The organism is Roseateles albus (assembly GCF_028595345.1).
In the GTDB taxonomy this organism is placed as follows: Bacteria; Pseudomonadota; Gammaproteobacteria; order Burkholderiales; family Burkholderiaceae_C; genus Paucibacter_A; species Paucibacter_A albus.
Genome location: NZ_JAQQXT010000019.1, coordinates 71,086 through 89,175 on the forward strand (window position 1 = coordinate 71,086; position 18,090 = coordinate 89,175).

Below are 18,090 nucleotides of genomic sequence, written 5' to 3' on the forward strand. Positions count from 1 at the left end.
ATCAGATGATTACTTGGCGACATAGGTGAGTGAGCAAAGAGTCACTTCATTCTAGGGGGTACCCGGGTTAACCCAAGCTGCACGCAGCTGGAAAGTTATCTCACAATGAATTTCCGGAATCACAAGTTTACTTTCATGCAATAAAGCTGGCAGATACTGCGCCGAGCTGCGCTGCGATTGAGCGTTAGTTGATCTGCAGCAAGACGCCCTGGCGAGAAGCAGGGTTGACCTGAATCCAAATCAATATCAAAAGGACGAGAGACATGGCTGAACAAAAGATGTCACGCATGGGCTTGACGGCCATGGTGGTGGGGGGAATGGTTGGCGCGGGCATCTTCTCGCTGCCGCGCACCTTTGCCAACGCCACCGGGCCGCTGGGTGCCTTGATCGCTTGGGTGATCGCCGGCACCGGCATGTATATGCTGGCCCGCGTATTCCAGGCCTTGGCCGAGCGCAAGCCCGAGATCGACGCCGGTGTTTATGCCTATGCCCGCGAAGGCTTTGGCGATTACCCGGGCTTCTTGTCCGCCTTCGGTTACTGGATCGGCAGTTGCATCGGCAACGTGTCTTATTGGGTTCTGATCAAGTCAACGCTGGGCGCCTTCTTCCCGATCTTCGGTGACGGCAATACGGCGGTCGCGATCGCCGTGGCCTCCATGGGCATCTGGGCTTTTCACTTCCTGATTCTGCGCGGTGTGCAGCAAGCGGCCTTCATCAACAGCATCGTCACGGTGGCCAAGGTGATCCCGATCGGCATCTTCATCGTGATCATGTTCTTCTCCTTCAAGATGGACCTGTTCAGCTTCAACTTGTACGGCGGCGACCTCACCACCGGCTTGTTCGATCAGGTCAAAGCGACCATGTTGGTGACGGTGTTTGTGTTCATCGGCATCGAAGGCGCCAGCGTCTATTCGCGCTTTGCCAAGGACCGTGCCGACGTCGGCAAGGCCACCATTCTGGGCTTCATCAGCGTGACCTGCCTGATGGTCTTGGTTTCGCTGCTGCCTTATGCGGTGATGCAGCGCGCCGAGATCGCCGGCATGCGTCAGCCTTCGATGGCGGGCGTGCTGGAGTCGGTGGTCGGCCCCTGGGGCGCCATCTTCGTCAGCGTCGGCCTGCTGGTCTCGGTGTTGGGCGCCTACCTGGCCTGGGCCTTGATCTGCGCCGAGGTGATGTTCGCGGCTGGCAAGTCCAAAGACATGCCCAAGGCCTTCGCCAAGGTCAATGCCAATAATGTGCCGGTGACGGCGCTGTGGGTCACCAGCGGCGTGATCCAGCTGATCGTGATCACCACCTACTGGTCGCGCGACGCCTTCTCGCTGATGCTCAACCTGACCAGCGCGACGACGCTGATCCCCTATCTGTTCGTGGCCGCCTACGGCTTGATGATCGCCAAGCGGGGCGAGACCTATCAGGTGCGGCCGGAGGAGCGCCAGCGCGACCTGATTCTGTCCACCTTGGCGGTGCTCTACACCTTGTTCATGATTTACGCCGGCGGCCTGAAATTCATCGTGCTGTCAGCAGTGTTGTTTGCGCCGGGCACCGTGCTCTACTTCATCGCGCGGCGCGAACAAGGCAAACCGGTGTTCGTCAAGACATCGGATTGGGTCACCTTCGGCGTCATCGTCGCAGCGGCCATCTACGGCGTTTACGGTCTGGCCACGGGCGCCGTAGCGATTTAAGCAGTGAGCTAACTAATTACCAACGGAGATCATCATGACAACTGCAAGTGAAGTGAAGTTCGGCGTCCATTCGGAAGTCGGCCAACTGCGCAAGGTAATGGTGTGTGCGCCAGGCCGCGCACACGCGCGCCTGACACCGTCCAACTGCGATTCCCTTTTGTTCGACGACGTGCTGTGGGTGGAGAACGCCAAGCGCGACCACTTCGACTTCGTCAGCAAGATGCGCGACCGCGGCATCGAAGTGCTGGAAATGCACAATCTGCTGGCCGAGACCCTGGCCGTGCCCGAAGGCAAGAAGTGGATTCTGGACAATCAAGTCGTGCCCAACCAGATCGGCCTGGGCTTCGTCAACGAGTTGCGCGGCTACCTGGAAGGCCTGGACAACCGCACGCTGGCCGAGACCCTGATTGGCGGCCTGTCGACGAACGAGTTCCCCGAGTCGGTGGGCGGCGCGGCCTTCTCCGTCGTGCGCGATGCGGCCGGCGTCACCGAGTACCTGTTGGCGCCCTTGCCTAACACGCTGTACACACGGGACACAACCTGCTGGATCTATGGCGGCGTGACACTCAACCCGCTGTACTGGCCGGCTCGCCATGAGGAAACCATCCTCACCACGGCGATCTACAAATTCCACCCCGACTTTGGCGGCAAGGTGAATGTCTGGTGGGGCGATCCGACCGAAGACCACGGCCTGGCCACGCTGGAAGGCGGCGACGTGATGCCTATCGGCAAGGGCAATGTCTTGATCGGCATGAGCGAGCGCACCTCGCGCCAGGCCATCAGCCAACTCGCCGCGACCTTGTTCAAGAAGGGTGCTGCCGAGCGCGTGATCGTGGCGGCGATGCCCAAGATTCGTGCCGCCATGCACCTGGACACCGTCTTCACCTTCGCCGACCGCGACTGCGTGCTGGTGGCGCCGGACTTCATGAACCAGACCCGCACCTTCTCCTATCGCCCAAGCGATCACCCAAGCGGCATCGAGCTGCATGCGGAGAACAAGCCTTTTGTGGACGTGGTGGCCGAGTCCTTGGGCCTGAAGAAGCTGCGCGTGGTCGAGGCCGGCGGCACCGACTACCAGCGCGAGCGTACGCAGTGGGACAGCGGCGCCAACTTGGTCTGCGCTGCCCCTGGCGTCGTCTATGCCTATGACCGCAACACCTATACCAACACGGCGCTGCGCAAAGAAGGCATTGAAGTCATCACCATCGTCGGCGCCGAACTCGGCCGCGGACGTGGCGGCGGCCATTGCATGACCTGCCCAATCGTGCGCGACGCGGTCGATTTCTAAACCGGCCCGACACACGACGCCCGCCACTCACCGCTCGCCAAGACTGGGGGCGGCGGGCAGCGGGCGCTACTGTTTTTTGAGGCCTCGCCGGCACCACTTTGGGGCCAAGAGGCCGTCACAAAGCCTGCCTACAATCCGCCTGGCTTTTTGAGCCCTGGATCCTTGGTCCATTGAGTAATTCCTTATTTGTCGCCATGCGGCGTGCAAACTAACCGCAGCCTTGATCGGAACCGCCCCGTGTCTGATAACTTCATCACTCTGCGTGCCCCGCGCCGCCCTTCGCTCAGGGTTGGCACCGCCCTGATGTCCCTGATTGCGCTGGCCGCCCTGAGCGCCTGCAATCGCACGACTGAAGCGCCGCCGCCCGAGATCCGCCCGGCCCGCGTGATGACGATAGACAAGTTGGCCAGCAGCGGCACGGTGGCCTTCACCGGCACGGTGCAGGCGCAGACCGAGATCAACCAATCCTTCCGCGTCGACGGCCGCATGATCGAGCGCACCGTGGACATCGGCGACAGCGTGCGCCCCGGTCAGCTGATTGCGCGCCTGGACCCGCAAAACGAAGAGAGCGGCCTGCAAGCGGCACGCGCCCAGCAGGCCGCCGCACGCGCGCAATTGGTCGAGGCCCGCAACAACCATGTGCGCATGCGCGATCTGGTCGCCGAAAGCGCCGTCTCGCGCGCACAGTTCGATCAGGCCGAGGCGCTCTTGAAGACCGCCGAGGCGCAGATTGAAGCCGCGCAAGCACAGGTCAATTTGGCCCAAAACCGCCTCAGCTATACCCGCCTGGTGTCCGACGTATCCGGCGTGGTGACCGCGCGTGGGCCGCAGCCGGGCGAGATCGTTTCGGCCGGCCGCATGATCATCCAGGTCGCGCGCGAGGGTGCGCGCGACGCGGTCTTCGACGTGCCCGGCCAGACCAAGGACGTGATGCCCAAGAGCCCGCAGATCACGGTCAGCATGAGCAATGACCCCAAGATCACCGCCAATGGCAAGGTGCGCGAAGTGGCACCGCGCGCCGACGCCGTCACCGGCACCTTCGCCGTGCGCGTGCGTTTGATTGACCCGCCGGCAGCCATGCGCCTGGGCAGCACCGTCACCGGCCGCATTCAGCTCGACGCAGTCGCGGGCGTGCAGATTCCGTCGGCCGCCTTGGTGCGTGCCGAAGGCAAAGCCGCCGTCTGGGTGGTCGAGCCCAAAGCCAACACGGTGTCGCTGCGCACGATCACGGTACGCAGCTCGGACGCCAGCACCGTCCAGGTGGCCAGCGGCTTGAGCGCCGGCGACATCATCGTCACCGCAGGCGTACAAGCTTTGCGTCCGGGCCAGAAGGTCCGCTTGCTCGAGACCAAATCGTGATCGGGCCGAATCTCTCCGAGTGGGCGCTGTCCAAGCGCTCGCTGGTCATCTTCATCATGCTGGTGTCCGTCATTGCCGGCACCTTTGCGTTCCTGCGCCTGGGGCGCGGCGAAGACCCGGCCATCACCATTCGCACCATGGTGATAGGCGCAGGCTGGCCGGGCGCCACCGTCGATGAAACGCTCAAGCAGCTGACCGAGCGCTTGGAGCGCAAGCTGCAAGAGACCAATCATCTGGACCGCATTCGCTCCTACACGACGGCCGGTCAGACGACCATTTTCGTTGACCTGAAGCAGTCAACGCCGCCGGCCGCGATTGCGGATGTCTGGTACCAGGTGCGCAAGAACATCGGCGATATTCGCCACACCCTGCCTGCCGGCACCGCCGGACCCTTCTTCAACGACGACTTCGGCGACACCTTCGGCATCATCTACGCCTTCACCGCCGATGGCTTCAACTTCCGTGAGCTGCGCGACCATGTCGAGGACGCTCGCTCGCGCCTGCTGCATGTGCCCGATGTCTCCAAGATCGAAGTGCTGGGCGCACAAGACGAACAGATCTTCATCGAGTTCTCGGCCGAAAAGCTGGCCGGCCTGCGCCTGAATATCAGCAGCATTCTGGCGACCTTGCAGGCACAGAATATGGTGCGCCCCTCGGGCACGATACAGACCGAAAAAGAGCGCGTCTTCCTGCGCGTCAGCGGCGCGTTTGACTCCGAGGCCGATATCGAGGCGGTCAATATCGTCGCCGGTGAACGCATCTTCCGCCTGGGCGACATTGCCAAGGTGAGGCGCGGTTTTGTCGACCCACCGCAGCCGATGTTCCGCGTCAATGGCAAGCCCGCCATTGGCTTGGCGATCTCGATGCGCGATGCCGGCGACATCCTGACCTTGGGCAAGAATATTCGCACCGAAATGACTGCGATCAGCAGCAATTTGCCGCATGGCATCGAGTCGACGCTGGTGGCCGACCAGGCCGTGTCGGTGGACGTGGCGATCAGTGACTTCATGACCTCGCTGTGGCAGGCGATTGTGATCATTCTGGTCTGCAGCTTTGTCAGTTTGGGTATGCGCCCAGGTACGGTGGTGGCGCTGGCCATTCCCTTCACGCTGGCGATCGTGTTTGCCGTCATGGGCATCCTGCATATCGACCTGCACCGGATCTCGCTTGGCGCCTTGATCATTGCGCTGGCGCTGTTGGTGGACGACGCGATGACGACGGTGGACGCAATGATTCGCCGCCTTGGCGCCGGCGACACGCCGGACCAGGCCGCCACCTTTGCCTACCGCACTTTGGCCGCGCCGATGTTGATCGGCACCCTGGTGACGATCGCCAGCTTTGTGCCCATCGGCTTTGCGCAAAGCTCGGCCGGCGAGTACACCTTCTCGATCTTCTCGGTGGTCGGCATCGCGCTGATCGCGTCCTGGCTGGTGGCGGTGCTGTTCGCTCCGCTGATTGGCAAGGCGCTGCTGAAGCCGCCTAAAGCGGGGGAAGCTGTCGAAGCCGAGGCCAAGCCGAGCAAGCTGATGGATGGCTACAGCGCCTTCCTGGCCGGCGCCATCCGCATGAAGTGGCTGACCATAGGCCTGACGTTGGGCGCCTTCGTGCTCTCGCTGTTCCTGCTGCGACTGGTGCCGCAACAATTCTTCCCGGCGTCTGATAGACCCGAGCTGACCGTGGACATGACGCTGCGCCAGAACTCCTCGATCTACGCGACCGAGACGCAGGTCAAACGCCTGGAAGAAGTGCTGAAAGGCGACCCGGACGTTGACCATTACAGCAGCTATGTCGGGCGCGGCGCGATCCGTTTCATCCTGACCCTGAATGTGCAGCTGGCCGACCCCTTCTTTGGCCAGTTTGTGATCGTCACCAAGGACCTCGAAGCACGCGAACGCCTGCGCACCAAGCTGGACAAGGTCTTGGCCGAGCAGTTCCCCGAGGTGATCGCGCGCGTCTCGCCGCTGGAGCTGGGCCCGCCGGTTGGCTGGCCGTTGCAATACCGGCTGACCGGGCCGGACAAAGACGAGGTACGCCGCCTGTCCTTGGAGTTAGCGCAAATCATCGGCTCTGATCAACGCACCCGCCATATCAACTTCGACTGGATGGAACCGGCGCGGCAATTGCACGTGACGGTCAACCAAGACCAGGCACGCCAACTCGGCATCAGCTCGGCGGCCATCGGCAATGTGCTGAACGCCGCCGTCACCGGCACCACGGTGACGCAGGTGCGCGACGACATCTACACGGTCAATGTGATGGCACGCGCCGTCGACAGCGAGCGCGCATCGTTTGACACCTTGCGCTCGCTGCAAGTGCCTACGCCGAGCGGGCGCATGGTGCCGCTGAGCCAGTTCGCCACGCTGAGCGAAGAGCAGGAGTTCCCCTTGGTCTGGCGCCGCGATCGCCTGCCAACGCTGACCGTGCGGGCCGACGTGATGCCCGGCGGCAGCCCGGATGACGTGGTGACGAGCCTGGCGCCGAAGATCGCTGAGTTTTCGGCCAAACTGCCCGCGCAGTACCAGGTCGTGACCGGCGGCATGTATGAAGAAAGCAAGACCTCCAGCCAATCGGTGTTTGCGGTCGTGCCGCTGATGATTGGCCTGATGCTCTTCATCATGATGATCATGCTGGTGAGCTTCAGGCGCCTGGCGATGGTGGTGGCCATCATGCCGCTGGGTCTGATCGGTGTGGTGATGGCGCTGCTGGCCTTTAACCGACCGCTGGGCTTTGTGGCCATCCTCGGCGTGCTGGCCTTGATCGGCATGATTGCCAAGAACGCGGTGATTTTGATCGTGCAGATCGAGACCGACAGGGCCGAGGGCAAGGGCGTGCTGGAAGCCGTGATGGCCTCGGCCACCGGGCGCTTCCGGCCGATGATGCTGGCGGCGGCTTCAACCGTGCTGGGCTTGATCCCGATCGCACCGACCGTGTTTTGGGGTCCGATGGCTTTTGCGATTATGGGCGGGCTCTTGGTGGCGACGCTGTTGACGCTGGTGCTGCTGCCGGTGGTCTATGTGGCGGTGTTCGGCAATGAAAAGTCGGCCATCGCTGCGCCGACCAGCCAGCCGGCTTTGAAGTAAGCCTCTTGAGAGCCTATGAGTGCCGAAGCCTTGAAGTCTGTTGAGCCCCAAGCCCTGCCGCCCGGCGGTGGCCAGGGTGGCAACACGCTGGAGCTCTACCTGGGCGACACGCGCCAACTGTTCAATTCCATGGACCCGGCGCCCTTCCATAAGCGCGACCTGGACCCCAAGGCGGCCGACTACATCGTGGACTGGGCCCGCGAACTGCCCCCCGCGCAAACCCTGTCGCTGCTCGTACATCTGGGTCAACGGTCCGGCGATGCAGATGACGCTCAAATGCTGCGCGGCGCGATTCACGACTACTTTGCCCGGCGTGCCGTCACAACCCGCAAGAAGGTGCGCCAACTGCTGCGCACCGGGCGCATCAGCTTGCTGATCGGTCTGGTTTTTATGGCCTTGATGATGGTGCTCGGCGAAGCTGCCTACACCCATTTCAAGCATATTGGCTACGCGACTTTACTGAAGGAAAGTCTGGTGATTGGCGGCTGGGTGGCGCTGTGGCGCCCCGCCGAGATTTTCTTGCACGAATGGTGGCCCATGCTGGCCGAAGCTCGGCTGTTTGACCGCATCAGTCGCATCCAGGTGCAGCTCAAGAGTGAGCCCATCGGCGAGGGCAAAGCCATGGAGGCGGGGCTCGCATGAACCAGCTCGCGCCGCCAGCCCCTGCGTCCAAAGCAAGCGCCGCGCTGGCTCGCGGCTTGGTCTATTACGGCTTTTGGCTGCTGCTTTTGCCCAGCGCCAAGCCTGCCGATTTGATTCTGGGCGCACTCAGCGCTGGGGCCGCAAGCTGGCTCAGCATCTATCTCTTGCCGCCGGCCGCCGGCGGCATCCGCTTGGGCGCGCTGCTGCGGCTGCTGCCGCATTTCCTGTGGGAATCGGTGCGCGGCGGCTGGGATGTGGCCCGGCGCGCTTTTGCGCCGAGCATGCCGCTCAAGCCCGGCTTGGTGGAATGCCCGATGAGCTTCGCCCCCGGGCTGGCGCGCAACACCTTTGCCTCCATCACCAGCTTGATGCCGGGCACCCTGCCGGTGGCCGATTGCGATGGCGGCCTGCTCTATCACTGCCTGGACACCGACCAGCCGGTGGTCGAACAACTGTGCGCCGAACAGCGTCTGCTGGCGCGCGCCTTTGTCGAAGGCCAAGCACATGGCTGAATTCTTGCTGGCCGCCGCCGCCTTTGTGGTGCTAACCGTGGCACTGGGCATGTTGCGCGTGATGCGCGGGCCGGGCGACGCAGAGCGCTTGATGGCCGCGCAACTGCTGGGCACCGGCGGTGTGGCGGCACTGCTCTTGCTGGGCGTGGCCAGCGCCGAGAGCGCCACCCTGGATGTTGCCCTGACCCTGGCCTTGCTGGCGGCCTTTGCCGGATTTGCCTTCGTCAAGGCCCAGTCCTCGGCGGCCCAAGAGGATCAGCCGCCCGGTCAACACGAGGACCGGCCATGAGAGCCGCCCTCGACGTTTTCACCGTGCTGGCCGTGACGGCTGGCTTGTTCTTCTTTCTCGCCGGCACCGTCGGTTTGCTGCGTTTCCCCGATTCATTGACTCGCCTGCACGCGCTGACCAAGGCCGACAACCTGGGCTTGGGCTTGGTCGCCCTGGGGCTGATGCCGCAAGTGGACGGCGTCGCGGCCATGCTCAAGCTCTTTTGCATCTGGCTGCTGATGCTGCTGTCCAGCGCCACCGTCTCCCAACTGATCGCTAATGGCCTGCACCGCAGCCTGAAGAAAGAGGGCAAAGAGGCCAAAGAGGCCAGCAACGACGAGGCCCGGCGGCCATGATGGACGTGCTGAACCTGATGCTGGTGGCGCTGCTGCTGGGCTTGGCCGTTTGGACGGTCGTGTCGCGCGGCGCCTTCGCAGCGGTGGCCGGCTTCATCGCCTATGGCCTGCTCTTGACCCTGGTGTGGGTGCAGTTGCACGGCATTGATGTCGCGCTGACCGAAGCAGCGATAGGCGGCGGCCTGACCGGCGCGCTGCTGATCAACGCGGCCAAGCGCCTGCGCCACACCGAGGCTGCTGCCCGGGCGGAAAGCGCCTCGGCCGCTCCGCGCGGGCTCGCCTTGCTTGTTTCGATCGGGCTCACCCTTGCGCTGGCTTTGGGCGTGCTGGCCCTGCCCGACCCTGCCCCTTCGTTGGCGGCCGAGGTCGCCGCCAAAATGGGCGCGACCGAAGTCGGCAACCCCATCACCGCCGTGCTCTTGGGCTTTCGGGCGATGGACACGCTGCTGGAAGCGATCGTGCTGCTGTTCGCCCTGATCGGCGTGTGGTCCTTGACGCCGGACGAATACTGGGGCGGCCGGCCGGGTCTGCGGCAAAGCGCCGAGCCCAACGGTCTGCTGGCCTATGCCGCGCGCCTGCTGCCGCCGCTGGGCTTGGTGATCGGTGCCTATATTTTCTGGATCGGCGCCGACCATCCCGGCGGCAAATTCCAAGGCGCCACACTGATGGCGGCGATGTGGCTGCTGGTCTTGATGGCGGGCTTGGCCGATGCGCCACCGATCAGCCGGCGCTGGCTGCGCGCGCTCTTGGTGGCCGGGCCCTTGATCTTCATCGGCGTCGGCGTGCTGGGCGCTGCCTCGGCGGGCGCCTTTCTGGCTTACCCGGTCGGCTCGGCCAAGCCGCTGATCCTGGTGATCGAGTTTGCGCTGATGCCGACCTTGACCCTGATCCTGGCCTTGATGCTGCTCGGCGCGGCGCAAAGGGATGAGACATGAATGCGGCCACTTTGTTCGGCCTCTGCGCCGCGCTCTTGATCGGTATCGGCGTCTACGGCCTGATCGTCAACCCACATCCGCTGCGCAAGATCCTCGCCTTCAACATCATCGGCAGCGGCGTGTTCTTGCTCTTTGGGGCGATCGCACGGCGTGGTGCCGGCGCCGGCTTTGGGGGCGACCCGGTCCCGCAGGCCTTGCTGATCACCGGCATCGTCGTGGCCTTTGCGGCCACCGCGCTGGCCGTCGCGCTGCTGCTGCGCTTGTTCGATGCCAGCGGCTCGGTCACGCTCGCCAATGAGCCGCCGCCCCAACACAAGGACGGGTTGAACTGATGGCGACGACGCTGGGAGGCTACTTGCTGGTGTTGGCCGTGTTGGGGCCATTTACGGGCGTGCTGATCGGCCTGCTCCTGGGCGGGCGCCATGCGCAGCGCGTGGCCTCGCTGACCCTGCTCGCGGGCCTGGGCTGCGCGGTAGCGATTCTGCTGAGCTGGCTGGAGAGCGGCGCGCCGCTGGTCTATCTGCTCGGCGGCTGGTCGCCACCCCTGGGCATTGCGCTGCGTGCCGACGGCATCTCGGTCGCCATGATCTTGGCCGTTAGCGTGGTGATCTGCGGCATTGCCCTGTATGCGCGGGCGGACTTTGGCCTGCCCTCGGGGGCCGCAGAGAAGCGCGCGCCGCTGATCTTCTGGCTGCTCTTGATGGCGATCTGGGGCTCGCTCAATCTGGTCTTCGTCAGCGGCGATCTGTTCACGCTTTATGTCGCGCTGGAGTTGCTGACCTTTGCCGGCGTGCCGCTGGTCTGCCTGGACGGCAAGGCCGAGACGCTGCGCGCCGCGCTGCGCTATTTGCTCTTCGCGCTGGCCGGCTCGGTGCTGTATCTCTTGGGCGCGGTGCTGATCTACGGCGGCTACGGTACGCTCGATATCACGCTGCTGGGCCAGACTGTTAGGCCGGAGCCGATTGCCTGGGCCGCAGCCGCCTTGATGACGGTTGGCCTCTTGGCCAAGACCGCGCTGTTCCCGCTGCACATCTGGCTGCCGCCCGCACATGCCGGCGCGCCGGCTGCGGCCAGCGCGGTGCTGTCGGCCCTGGTCGTCAAGGGTTCCTGGTTCCTGGTCGTGCGCCTGTGGTTTGACGTGATGCCGGCGGTGATCACCCTGCCCTCTGCCCAAGTCTTGGCCGCGCTGGGCGCGTCGGCCATCGTCGTCGGCAGCCTGGTGGCGCTGCGCCAGCAAAGGCTGAAGCTGCTGGTCGCCTATTCCACCATCGCGCAGATCGGCTATCTATTCCTGATGTTCCCGCTCGCTTTCGACGCGGCCACCGGCATGCTGGTGCATGGCGCGGTGCTGACCGGCGGGCTCTTGCAGGCGATCTCACATGCCACAGCCAAGGCCGGCATGTTCATGGCGGCTGGTTTGATCTACGCCGCGCTCGGCCATGACCGCATCCATGATCTGGCCGGCCTCGCCCGCGCCTTGCCGCTGACCGTGCTCACCCTCGCCTTGTCCGGCCTGGCCTTGATGGGCGTTGTGCCCAGCGGCGCCTATCTGGCCAAGAAGCTGCTGCTGGACGCCGCCGACGGTTCGGGCCAATGGTGGTGGACGCTGGTCTTGCAAGGGGGAGCGGCATTCACCGCCGGCTATGTGGTGCTGATCTTGAGCCGGGCCTTGCGCCGCCCGGCTACACCCTTGATCCTCGTGAAAAAAGTGTCGCGGCTGTCCGAGTTGGCGGCGCTGTCGCTGGCCTTGTGCTCGCTCTCGCTGGCCGGCCTGACGCTGGTCGGGCCCTTGGCCGCTGAGTTGCCGGCCGACTTGATCAAGAACCCGCTGGCGCCCAAAGAATTGGGCAATACCTTGCTGGTGTTTGCGGCCGGCGCGCTGCTGGCCTGGGGTTTTGCCGGCCAGACCTTGCTGGCACCCTTGGGCCGGGGTTTCGAAGGTTTTGATGCCTGGCTGCGCCGCTGGACGACCGCCAGCCTGGCGATGCTGGGTCTGGCCGCGCTGTTCGGCTGGCTGATGATCCGCGAGGTGGCGCGTTGAGCGAGCCACAAGATCGCCAGCTGTCGCGCGGCGCCTTGATCGCGCTGGTCGTCGGCTCCATGATTGGCGCCGGCATCTTCACGCTGCCGGCGGCCTTCGCCCGCTCGACCGGGGCCTTAGGCGCCTTGATTGCCTGGGCCATCGCCGGCTCCGGCATGCTGATGCTGGCCTTTGTGTTCCAGAACCTGTCGCGCCGCAAGCCCGAACTCGACGCCGGCATCTATGCCTACGCCAAGGCCGGCTTCGGCAACTATCTAGGCTTCTCGTCCGCCTTTGGTTACTGGATCGCCTGCTGCTTGGCCGATGTAGCCTGCCTGATTCTGATCAAGGCAACCTTGGGCCAGTTTTGGACGGCGTTCGGCGACGGCTCGACGCCGCTGGCCATCCTCAGCGCCAGTCTGATCGTCTGGGCCGTGCACCTGCTGGTGCTGCGCGGCGTCAAGGAGGCGGCCGCGCTGAACACCATTGCGACGGTGGCCAAGCTGGTGCCGATCGCGATTTTTGTCTGGGTCGTCATCGCGGGCTTCAATGCGGATGTATTCGCGCTGAATTTCTGGGGCGGCGACGCAGGCACAAGCGGCAGCCTGTCCAGCGTGGCAAGCCAGGTGCGCCAGACCATGCTGGTGACGGTGTTTGTCTTCGTCGGCATCGAAGGCGCCAGCGTCTACTCTCGCTATGCGAAGGATCGCAATGATGTCGGCATCGCCACCGTGCTGGGTTTTCTGGGCGTGCTCTGCCTGCTGGTGCTGGTGACAGTGTTCTCCTACGGCATCTTGTTGCGGCCCGATTTGGCCGCATTGGCGACGCCATCCATGGCCGGGGTGATGGAGGCCATCGTTGGCCCCTGGGGCCGCGTCTTCGTCAGCATCGGGCTGCTGATCTCGATTGCCGGCAATTACCTGTCTTGGTCGCTGCTCGCGGCCGAAGTCCTGCATTCGGCGGCCAAGAACGACACCATGCCCAAGCGGCTGGCGCGCGAGAACAAGAACGGCGTGCCCTATGTGGCGCTGTGGCTGACCAATCTGGTGATTCAACTCTTTTTGCTGGTCACCTGGTTCGCCGAGCATGCCTTCACCGTGGCGCTGAAGATGACCAGCGCGATGACGCTGCTGCCCTATTTGCTGGTGGCCGCCTACGGCTTCAAGCTTGCCCGCAGTGGCGAGGCTTATGCGCCGGACGAGCCCGGGCGGCGCCGTGACGCCTGGGTGGCCGCTCTCGCGGCGCTCTACGCCGCCGCGATGCTGATCGCCGGCGGCGCCAAATTTTTGCTGCTGGCCGCGCTGCTCTATGCGCCGGGCAGCTGGCTGTATTTTTATGCCCGGCGCGAGCAGGGCCTGCATGTATTCACCCCGGCAGAAAAGTTTGTCTTTGGCACGCTCTGCCTGGCAGCCAGCGCGGGTCTGTACGCACTGCTATCCGGCGCGCTGACGATTTAGCTCAGCGGCTCGCCCACACAAAACCGCACGACCGCATCCCCCGAAGGAAACGACAATATGAAACTGCCTCTGTTCACCGCATTGCTGGCCGCCGGCCTGGCCGGTTGCACGGTCGGCCCCGACTATGTGCGCCCCAAGGTCGAAGCCCCGCAAGCCTGGCGCATCGACTACCCGAAGGCGGCCGATGTGGCCAATCTCAAATGGTGGGAACAGTTCGGTGACCCGGTACTGAACGAGCTGGTGGAAACCGCGCTGCGCGACAACCGCGATCTGCGCGTGGCCGCCGCCCGCGTTGACCAGTTCATCGGCGCGCTGACCGCCACCGGCTCGCAACTCTATCCACAGATAGGCTATGGCGGCGACGCCAGCCGCTCGCATGCCAGCGCCGTCGCGATGCCGCCGCTGCCACCCGGTGCCGACCGCTATTTCTCGCTCTACAAGGTGTCGCTCGGCGCCTCCTGGCAGACCGACCTGTTCGGCCGCGTGCGGCGCCTGAATGAAGCCGCTCAAGCGCAGGTTTATGCCAGCGAGCAGGGCCAGCGCGGCGTCGTGCTGTCGCTGGTGTCAGGGGTAGCGACCAGCTATATCGCCCTGCGCGCCTTGGACCGCCAGTTGGAGATCGCACAGGCCACGCTGCGCAATTTCGAGGCCACGATGCGGGTCTTCGATCTGCGCTTCAAGGCCGGTGTCGTCGCGATGACCGAGGTGTCGCAGGTGCGCTCGCAGGTGCAGCAGGCGCGCGCCGCGATTCCCGGGCTTGAGCAGGCCATCCTCGCGCAGGAGAATATGATTTCGATTCTGCTTGGCCGCAGCCCCGGGCCGATTGCGCGCGGCAAGTCGATCGACCAGCTGATGGCGCCGCTGATCCCGGCCGATCTACCGTCCACGCTCTTGCTGCGCCGGCCCGACATCATGCAGGCCGAGCAAAACCTGATCGCGGCCAACGCCAATATCGGCGCCGCCCGCGCGCTCTACTACCCGAACCTGTCGATCAGCGCGGCCCTGGCCAGCACCAGCACCGCCTTCGGCAATTTGCTCAGCGGCCCGGCCGGCGCCGGCCTGCTGGCGGCCAGCCTGACCGGCCCGGTGTTCACCTTTGGCGGCATCGAGGGTCAGGTCGCCTCGGCCGAAGCCGGCGAACGCGCCGCGCTGGCCGGCTATCAGCAGACGGTGCTGAACGCCTTCCGCGAGACCAATGACGCGCTCAGCGGCTCTCAAAAGCGCCAGCAAGAATTCGATCTGCAACGCGAGCGAGTCGTCGCCTTGCGCGAATTCGCACGCCTGTCGAACCTGCGTTTTGACAAGGGCGTCAGCGGCTACCTCGAAGTGCTGGTGGCCGAGAACGAGTTGTTCGCCGCCGAGTTGTCCTCGGTCGGCCTGCAGGCCGCACGCTATGCGCAAATCGTCAATGTCTACAGCGCGATGGGCGGCGGCTGGGTCGACAGCGCGGTGGCTCTGGCGCCCAAGCCGCAGGGCCTGGTCAACGCCAAGGCCAAGCCGGCCCAATAGGCTTACTTACCCTCGGCCTTGCCCTCGCCCTTCCCCTTGAAGCCTTCCGCGATCCGCTCGATCAGATAGGGGAAGAAGGGGTTGGCCGACATCCGTGACAGCGAATCCAAGCTGACGATCAAGGTGCCGCGCTCACCGCGCGTCGCCATCGAGCCCAGATTGACGCCATATTCCTCGGGCTCATCGGGCTGCAAGCCGTAGAGCGAATCGTTCATCGGAAAGGTCAGCGCCAGATGCGAGAGCGAGAACACCTGGCGCGGATAGAGCAGGCCCAAGGGTCGAACTTGCTCAGTCGTGGCGCCAGCCTCGGTGACGCGCTCTACCACCTCGGCATGGCGGGGGCTCTCGTTGGTGATGATGGTGGCCCTGAACTTGCGCGGCGCGGCCGGCAATAGGCGCGTCACCACGGTATCTGTATTGGCTCGCATCAATGCACCGATCTTGGTATTGCGGTTCACATCGAACAAGACCAGCTCGCTGCCATTGGCCGGCAAATTGACATAGAGCGCATCCACAATCGCGCGCGTGCTGACGGTGAAATCAACCACCGACTGGAAGGTCTGAACCGGCGCGATCTGAGCCATCTTGCCATCGGCCACTGCGGCATTGATTTCTTGCTGCAAGCGGTTGGCCACCAGCGAAGACTGGCGCGCGCCATTGACCGGGAAGGAGTTGTACTTGAAGGGGTTGAACTCGGGCACCAGCCCCAGCCAAGCCGCCTTGGCAAAGCGCGGCAACAGCGCCGGCCAGCCCATCACACCGGCAAAGCGCGCCATCGCGGTGATGCCAATCATCGGCGCGATCAGCACGATGCGGTCAGGCCGCGCCAGCGACTTGTCGCCCAGCGCCTCCAGCGCATACTTCATCGCCAGCGCGCCGCCATTGGAAAAACCGATCACGTGCAAGGGTGCACCCGGCCCCACCAGGCGCTGCGCCTCGCGCACTGACAGCCGCGTTGCCGCCGTCCACTGCTCCCACTCAACCGTGGTCAAGCCACCCGGCACCGTGCCATGCCCGGGCATGCGCGCGGCCACCGCAACAAAGCCCGCCTCCTGGTAGCGCCGCGCGATATGCCGCAAGCTGTAAGGCGAGTCAGTCAGGCCATGCAGCAACACCACCGCGCCGACCGGTTTGCCTTCGGGCTGCATCACATAGGAGCGATTCCAGTCGGTGGCGAATTTGCCGGGGTAGATAGGGCTGTTGGCGTCATAGCGATTGCTCTCGATACGAGCCTCAGGGCCAAGCTTGTCGGTCACCTCGCTGCGCACCTCGGCAAAGGCCTGCGCCTCCGCCGCCAGGAACTGCTTCCAATCGGCCTTATCCAACTCGGCCGCCGACAACTCATGCGGCACAAAGGTATGCCAAAGCTCCAGATCAGGCCCGCGCTGCGCATCAAAAGCGCGCACCGCCAGCAGCGTGATACCGCCCACCAGAGCGATCACCACACTCCACTTCAACAAGCCAAGAGCCTTCGACACCATCGTATTGATCTCCCCGCGCAGCGGCATGAGCAGCAGTGGAAGCTGACTGTTTGCCCGCTGCTAGAAGCCGATTGTATGGGCTGTTAGTTGGCTGTTAGTTCGCTGTTAGTGGCCTGCCGGCGCGGCTAAAAGGCACGCCTCCCTCGCAAAGAAATAGAGCACCCGGGCAGCAGACGAGGCGCTCCACCGGTGACTCAACGTTTGAGCTAAGCGACTGTCCTCGCATCTGAGCCAGAACGCTTCTCTTCCATGAGGCCGACCAAATTGCCATCAGGGTCGCGGAGGAAGCCCAGCCATAAATCATGATCGGGCATTTTTGAGACGAACTGTGGCGGCCTTTCAGAAACTGAACCACGGGCAACTATTGCGGCATGGGTACTCTCTATATCGGTCGTTTTGAAATAGAGAATTGAATTGGCTCCAATTGCCCCAGACCCTTGTGGTGTGGTGAGCATGATTCGAATCGATCCGTCAGATAGAAAGGCCAAACCTGGCCCAGCATTGAACAAGAACTTCAGGCCGAGGACATCCCGGTAGTAAGCAACGGATGCCTCGACATCGCTCACGGTGATGGCGATCTGGCCAATCATCTCAACTTGGTTAGTCATAGATCCTCCATGAGATGCCTAAGGTTCGAGCTGAGGGGCCGCAGCCAGGTGGCGGAAGGCCACTCGAGAGACTGGTGGTTAAACCGCACTGCGCGCCTCCGCGAGAGCCTTGAGCCTGCTGAGCGTAACTGGAAGACCAACGTTCAGCTGCTTCGACAGGATGGGCCCCAGAAGCAGAGAAAGAGGCCCCGAGAATGTGACCCGGTGGACCACCTCAGTTGCCCCTGGAACACAGACAAGCTCATGCTCGAAGAGCATGCGAAACAGCGGAATCTTGGACTCCACCGTGAAGCAGCGACCAGGCTCTACCTTGGTCAGAACCATCGGAACCGTGCTGCCCTTGGTGGGTGTGAGCCGGCCCTTGCTGCCGACGGCGAACGGCCCCTCAAGCGAAGCTTGCTTTGTGTCTGGGTCCCAGGTGTGCCAGTTCGCGACGTCCTCGTAGATCCTGAACACTGAGCTGGCTGACGCACTGATGGTGATGTGGTGTTCGACTTGCATTAGAGGCTGTGTACGGAGACGGCGTTGATTTGCGAGGCCTAACGAGGCTGTCCAAAAACCCAAACTGCGCATTCACAACCACCGCTGGATGTGCGTGTTAGTTTTCGAGTTCGCATTTCAGGACTCATCGATGAATTTGTCTGTGTAAGCCGAAATTTTGGCGTCTGAAGCCGATTGTGCCGCTTGCCAGCCGGGCTATTGAATCCCGATTTGCCCGAAGCCCGCCTTCGATAGCTTCTCGATGTTGTGCACCATGCAGTACAGGCTCTACTGCGCCGTGACCTTGGCCTGCCCGCGGTGATTCAGCCGGGTCAATCGCTTGTTGTGGCGCAGGTTGGCAAATACGGGCTCCACGGTGCCGAGGCGTTGGCTGTACAACTGGCGACCCCGGG

General features: G+C 63.7%; 17 protein-coding genes. 13 read left to right on the forward strand and 4 right to left on the reverse strand.

Annotated elements, in window-relative coordinates; all coding sequences use genetic code 11:
* The first annotated feature begins 263 nt into the window (after positions 1 to 263).
* From PRZ03_RS22215 to PRZ03_RS22275, 13 genes are all read left to right on the forward strand, one after another.
* Entirely contained in the window at positions 264 to 1,682 is a 1,419-nt protein-coding gene (locus tag PRZ03_RS22215) for a basic amino acid/polyamine antiporter (RefSeq protein ID WP_263534309.1), read from the forward strand.
* Positions 1,683 to 1,716: 34 nt separating this feature from the next.
* Complete coding sequence (locus tag PRZ03_RS22220) at positions 1,717 to 2,970, forward strand: arginine deiminase (RefSeq protein WP_263534308.1); 1,254 nt, start codon at positions 1,717 to 1,719, stop codon at positions 2,968 to 2,970.
* Positions 2,971 to 3,207: 237 nt separating this feature from the next.
* Entirely contained in the window at positions 3,208 to 4,329 is a 1,122-nt protein-coding gene (locus tag PRZ03_RS22225) for an efflux RND transporter periplasmic adaptor subunit (protein ID WP_273602314.1), read from the forward strand.
* On the forward strand, positions 4,326 to 7,409 hold the full coding sequence (locus PRZ03_RS22230; protein WP_273602315.1) for an efflux RND transporter permease subunit: 3,084 nt from the start codon (positions 4,326 to 4,328) through the stop codon (positions 7,407 to 7,409). The genes PRZ03_RS22225 and PRZ03_RS22230 overlap by 4 nt, the downstream gene beginning before the upstream one ends.
* Before the next feature lie 15 nt (positions 7,410 to 7,424).
* Positions 7,425 to 8,051 carry a hypothetical protein gene (locus tag PRZ03_RS22235; RefSeq protein ID WP_273602316.1) on the forward strand — a complete coding sequence of 209 codons (627 nt, stop codon included), beginning with the start codon at positions 7,425 to 7,427 and terminating at the stop codon, positions 8,049 to 8,051.
* Positions 8,048 to 8,563: a Na+/H+ antiporter subunit E gene (locus PRZ03_RS22240; protein ID WP_273602317.1), complete on the forward strand. Its 516-nt coding sequence runs from the start codon at positions 8,048 to 8,050 to the stop codon at positions 8,561 to 8,563. Before PRZ03_RS22235 ends, PRZ03_RS22240 begins: the two co-directional genes overlap by 4 nt.
* The gene (locus PRZ03_RS22245) at positions 8,556 to 8,852 is read left to right on the forward strand and encodes a monovalent cation/H+ antiporter complex subunit F (protein WP_273602318.1); all 297 of its coding nucleotides are present in this window, start codon (positions 8,556 to 8,558) and stop codon (positions 8,850 to 8,852) included. Before PRZ03_RS22240 ends, PRZ03_RS22245 begins: the two co-directional genes overlap by 8 nt.
* Positions 8,849 to 9,187, forward strand: a complete 339-nt coding sequence (locus PRZ03_RS22250; RefSeq protein ID WP_273602319.1) for a cation:proton antiporter — start codon at positions 8,849 to 8,851, stop codon at positions 9,185 to 9,187. The genes PRZ03_RS22245 and PRZ03_RS22250 overlap by 4 nt, the downstream gene beginning before the upstream one ends.
* Entirely contained in the window at positions 9,184 to 10,122 is a 939-nt protein-coding gene (locus tag PRZ03_RS22255; RefSeq protein WP_273602320.1) for a hydrogenase subunit MbhD domain-containing protein, read from the forward strand. Before PRZ03_RS22250 ends, PRZ03_RS22255 begins: the two co-directional genes overlap by 4 nt.
* Complete coding sequence (locus tag PRZ03_RS22260; protein ID WP_263534300.1) at positions 10,119 to 10,454, forward strand: NADH-quinone oxidoreductase subunit K; 336 nt, start codon at positions 10,119 to 10,121, stop codon at positions 10,452 to 10,454. Before PRZ03_RS22255 ends, PRZ03_RS22260 begins: the two co-directional genes overlap by 4 nt.
* Entirely contained in the window at positions 10,454 to 12,163 is a 1,710-nt protein-coding gene (locus PRZ03_RS22265; protein WP_273602321.1) for a complex I subunit 5 family protein, read from the forward strand. The genes PRZ03_RS22260 and PRZ03_RS22265 overlap by 1 nt, the downstream gene beginning before the upstream one ends.
* Positions 12,160 to 13,599, forward strand: coding sequence for a basic amino acid/polyamine antiporter (locus PRZ03_RS22270; protein ID WP_273602322.1), 1,440 nt, complete (start codon positions 12,160 to 12,162; stop codon positions 13,597 to 13,599). The genes PRZ03_RS22265 and PRZ03_RS22270 overlap by 4 nt, the downstream gene beginning before the upstream one ends.
* A 57-nt stretch (positions 13,600 to 13,656) precedes the next feature.
* Positions 13,657 to 15,108: an efflux transporter outer membrane subunit gene (locus PRZ03_RS22275; RefSeq protein ID WP_273602323.1), complete on the forward strand. Its 1,452-nt coding sequence runs from the start codon at positions 13,657 to 13,659 to the stop codon at positions 15,106 to 15,108.
* Between the two features lie 2 nt (positions 15,109 to 15,110).
* Here the strand turns inward: PRZ03_RS22275 and PRZ03_RS22280 are convergent, their stop codons facing one another.
* From PRZ03_RS22280 to PRZ03_RS22295, 4 genes are all read right to left on the reverse strand, one after another.
* Positions 15,111 to 16,589: an alpha/beta hydrolase gene (locus PRZ03_RS22280; RefSeq protein WP_273602324.1), complete on the reverse strand. Its 1,479-nt coding sequence runs from the start codon at positions 16,587 to 16,589 to the stop codon at positions 15,111 to 15,113.
* Positions 16,590 to 16,795: 206 nt separating this feature from the next.
* Positions 16,796 to 17,197: a VOC family protein gene (locus PRZ03_RS22285; RefSeq protein ID WP_273602325.1), complete on the reverse strand. Its 402-nt coding sequence runs from the start codon at positions 17,195 to 17,197 to the stop codon at positions 16,796 to 16,798.
* A gap of 78 nt (positions 17,198 to 17,275) precedes the next feature.
* The gene (locus PRZ03_RS22290) at positions 17,276 to 17,698 is read right to left on the reverse strand and encodes an SRPBCC family protein (RefSeq protein WP_273602326.1); all 423 of its coding nucleotides are present in this window, start codon (positions 17,696 to 17,698) and stop codon (positions 17,276 to 17,278) included.
* A 267-nt stretch (positions 17,699 to 17,965) separates the two neighbouring features.
* Entirely contained in the window at positions 17,966 to 18,076 is a 111-nt protein-coding gene (locus PRZ03_RS22295) for a transposase (RefSeq protein WP_273602328.1), read from the reverse strand.
* Between the last annotated feature and the right edge of the window lie 14 nt (positions 18,077 to 18,090).

Excerpts from the sequence above, each read along its gene's own strand:
- PRZ03_RS22215 (WP_263534309.1), top strand. The coding sequence starts at position 264 with ATGGCTGAACAAAAGATGTCACGCATGGGCTTGACGGCCATGGTGGTG.
- PRZ03_RS22220 (WP_263534308.1), top strand. The coding sequence starts at position 1,717 with ATGACAACTGCAAGTGAAGTGAAGTTCGGCGTCCATTCGGAAGTCGGC.
- PRZ03_RS22235 (WP_273602316.1), top strand. The coding sequence starts at position 7,425 with ATGAGTGCCGAAGCCTTGAAGTCTGTTGAGCCCCAAGCCCTGCCGCCC.
- PRZ03_RS22240 (WP_273602317.1), top strand. The coding sequence starts at position 8,048 with ATGAACCAGCTCGCGCCGCCAGCCCCTGCGTCCAAAGCAAGCGCCGCG.
- PRZ03_RS22245 (WP_273602318.1), top strand. The coding sequence starts at position 8,556 with ATGGCTGAATTCTTGCTGGCCGCCGCCGCCTTTGTGGTGCTAACCGTG.
- PRZ03_RS22250 (WP_273602319.1), top strand. The coding sequence starts at position 8,849 with ATGAGAGCCGCCCTCGACGTTTTCACCGTGCTGGCCGTGACGGCTGGC.
- PRZ03_RS22255 (WP_273602320.1), top strand. The coding sequence starts at position 9,184 with ATGATGGACGTGCTGAACCTGATGCTGGTGGCGCTGCTGCTGGGCTTG.
- PRZ03_RS22260 (WP_263534300.1), top strand. The coding sequence starts at position 10,119 with ATGAATGCGGCCACTTTGTTCGGCCTCTGCGCCGCGCTCTTGATCGGT.
- PRZ03_RS22265 (WP_273602321.1), top strand. The coding sequence starts at position 10,454 with ATGGCGACGACGCTGGGAGGCTACTTGCTGGTGTTGGCCGTGTTGGGG.
- PRZ03_RS22275 (WP_273602323.1), top strand. The coding sequence starts at position 13,657 with ATGAAACTGCCTCTGTTCACCGCATTGCTGGCCGCCGGCCTGGCCGGT.
- PRZ03_RS22280 (WP_273602324.1), bottom strand. The coding sequence starts at position 16,589 with ATGGTGTCGAAGGCTCTTGGCTTGTTGAAGTGGAGTGTGGTGATCGCT.
- PRZ03_RS22285 (WP_273602325.1), bottom strand. The coding sequence starts at position 17,197 with ATGACTAACCAAGTTGAGATGATTGGCCAGATCGCCATCACCGTGAGC.
- PRZ03_RS22290 (WP_273602326.1), bottom strand. The coding sequence starts at position 17,698 with ATGCAAGTCGAACACCACATCACCATCAGTGCGTCAGCCAGCTCAGTG.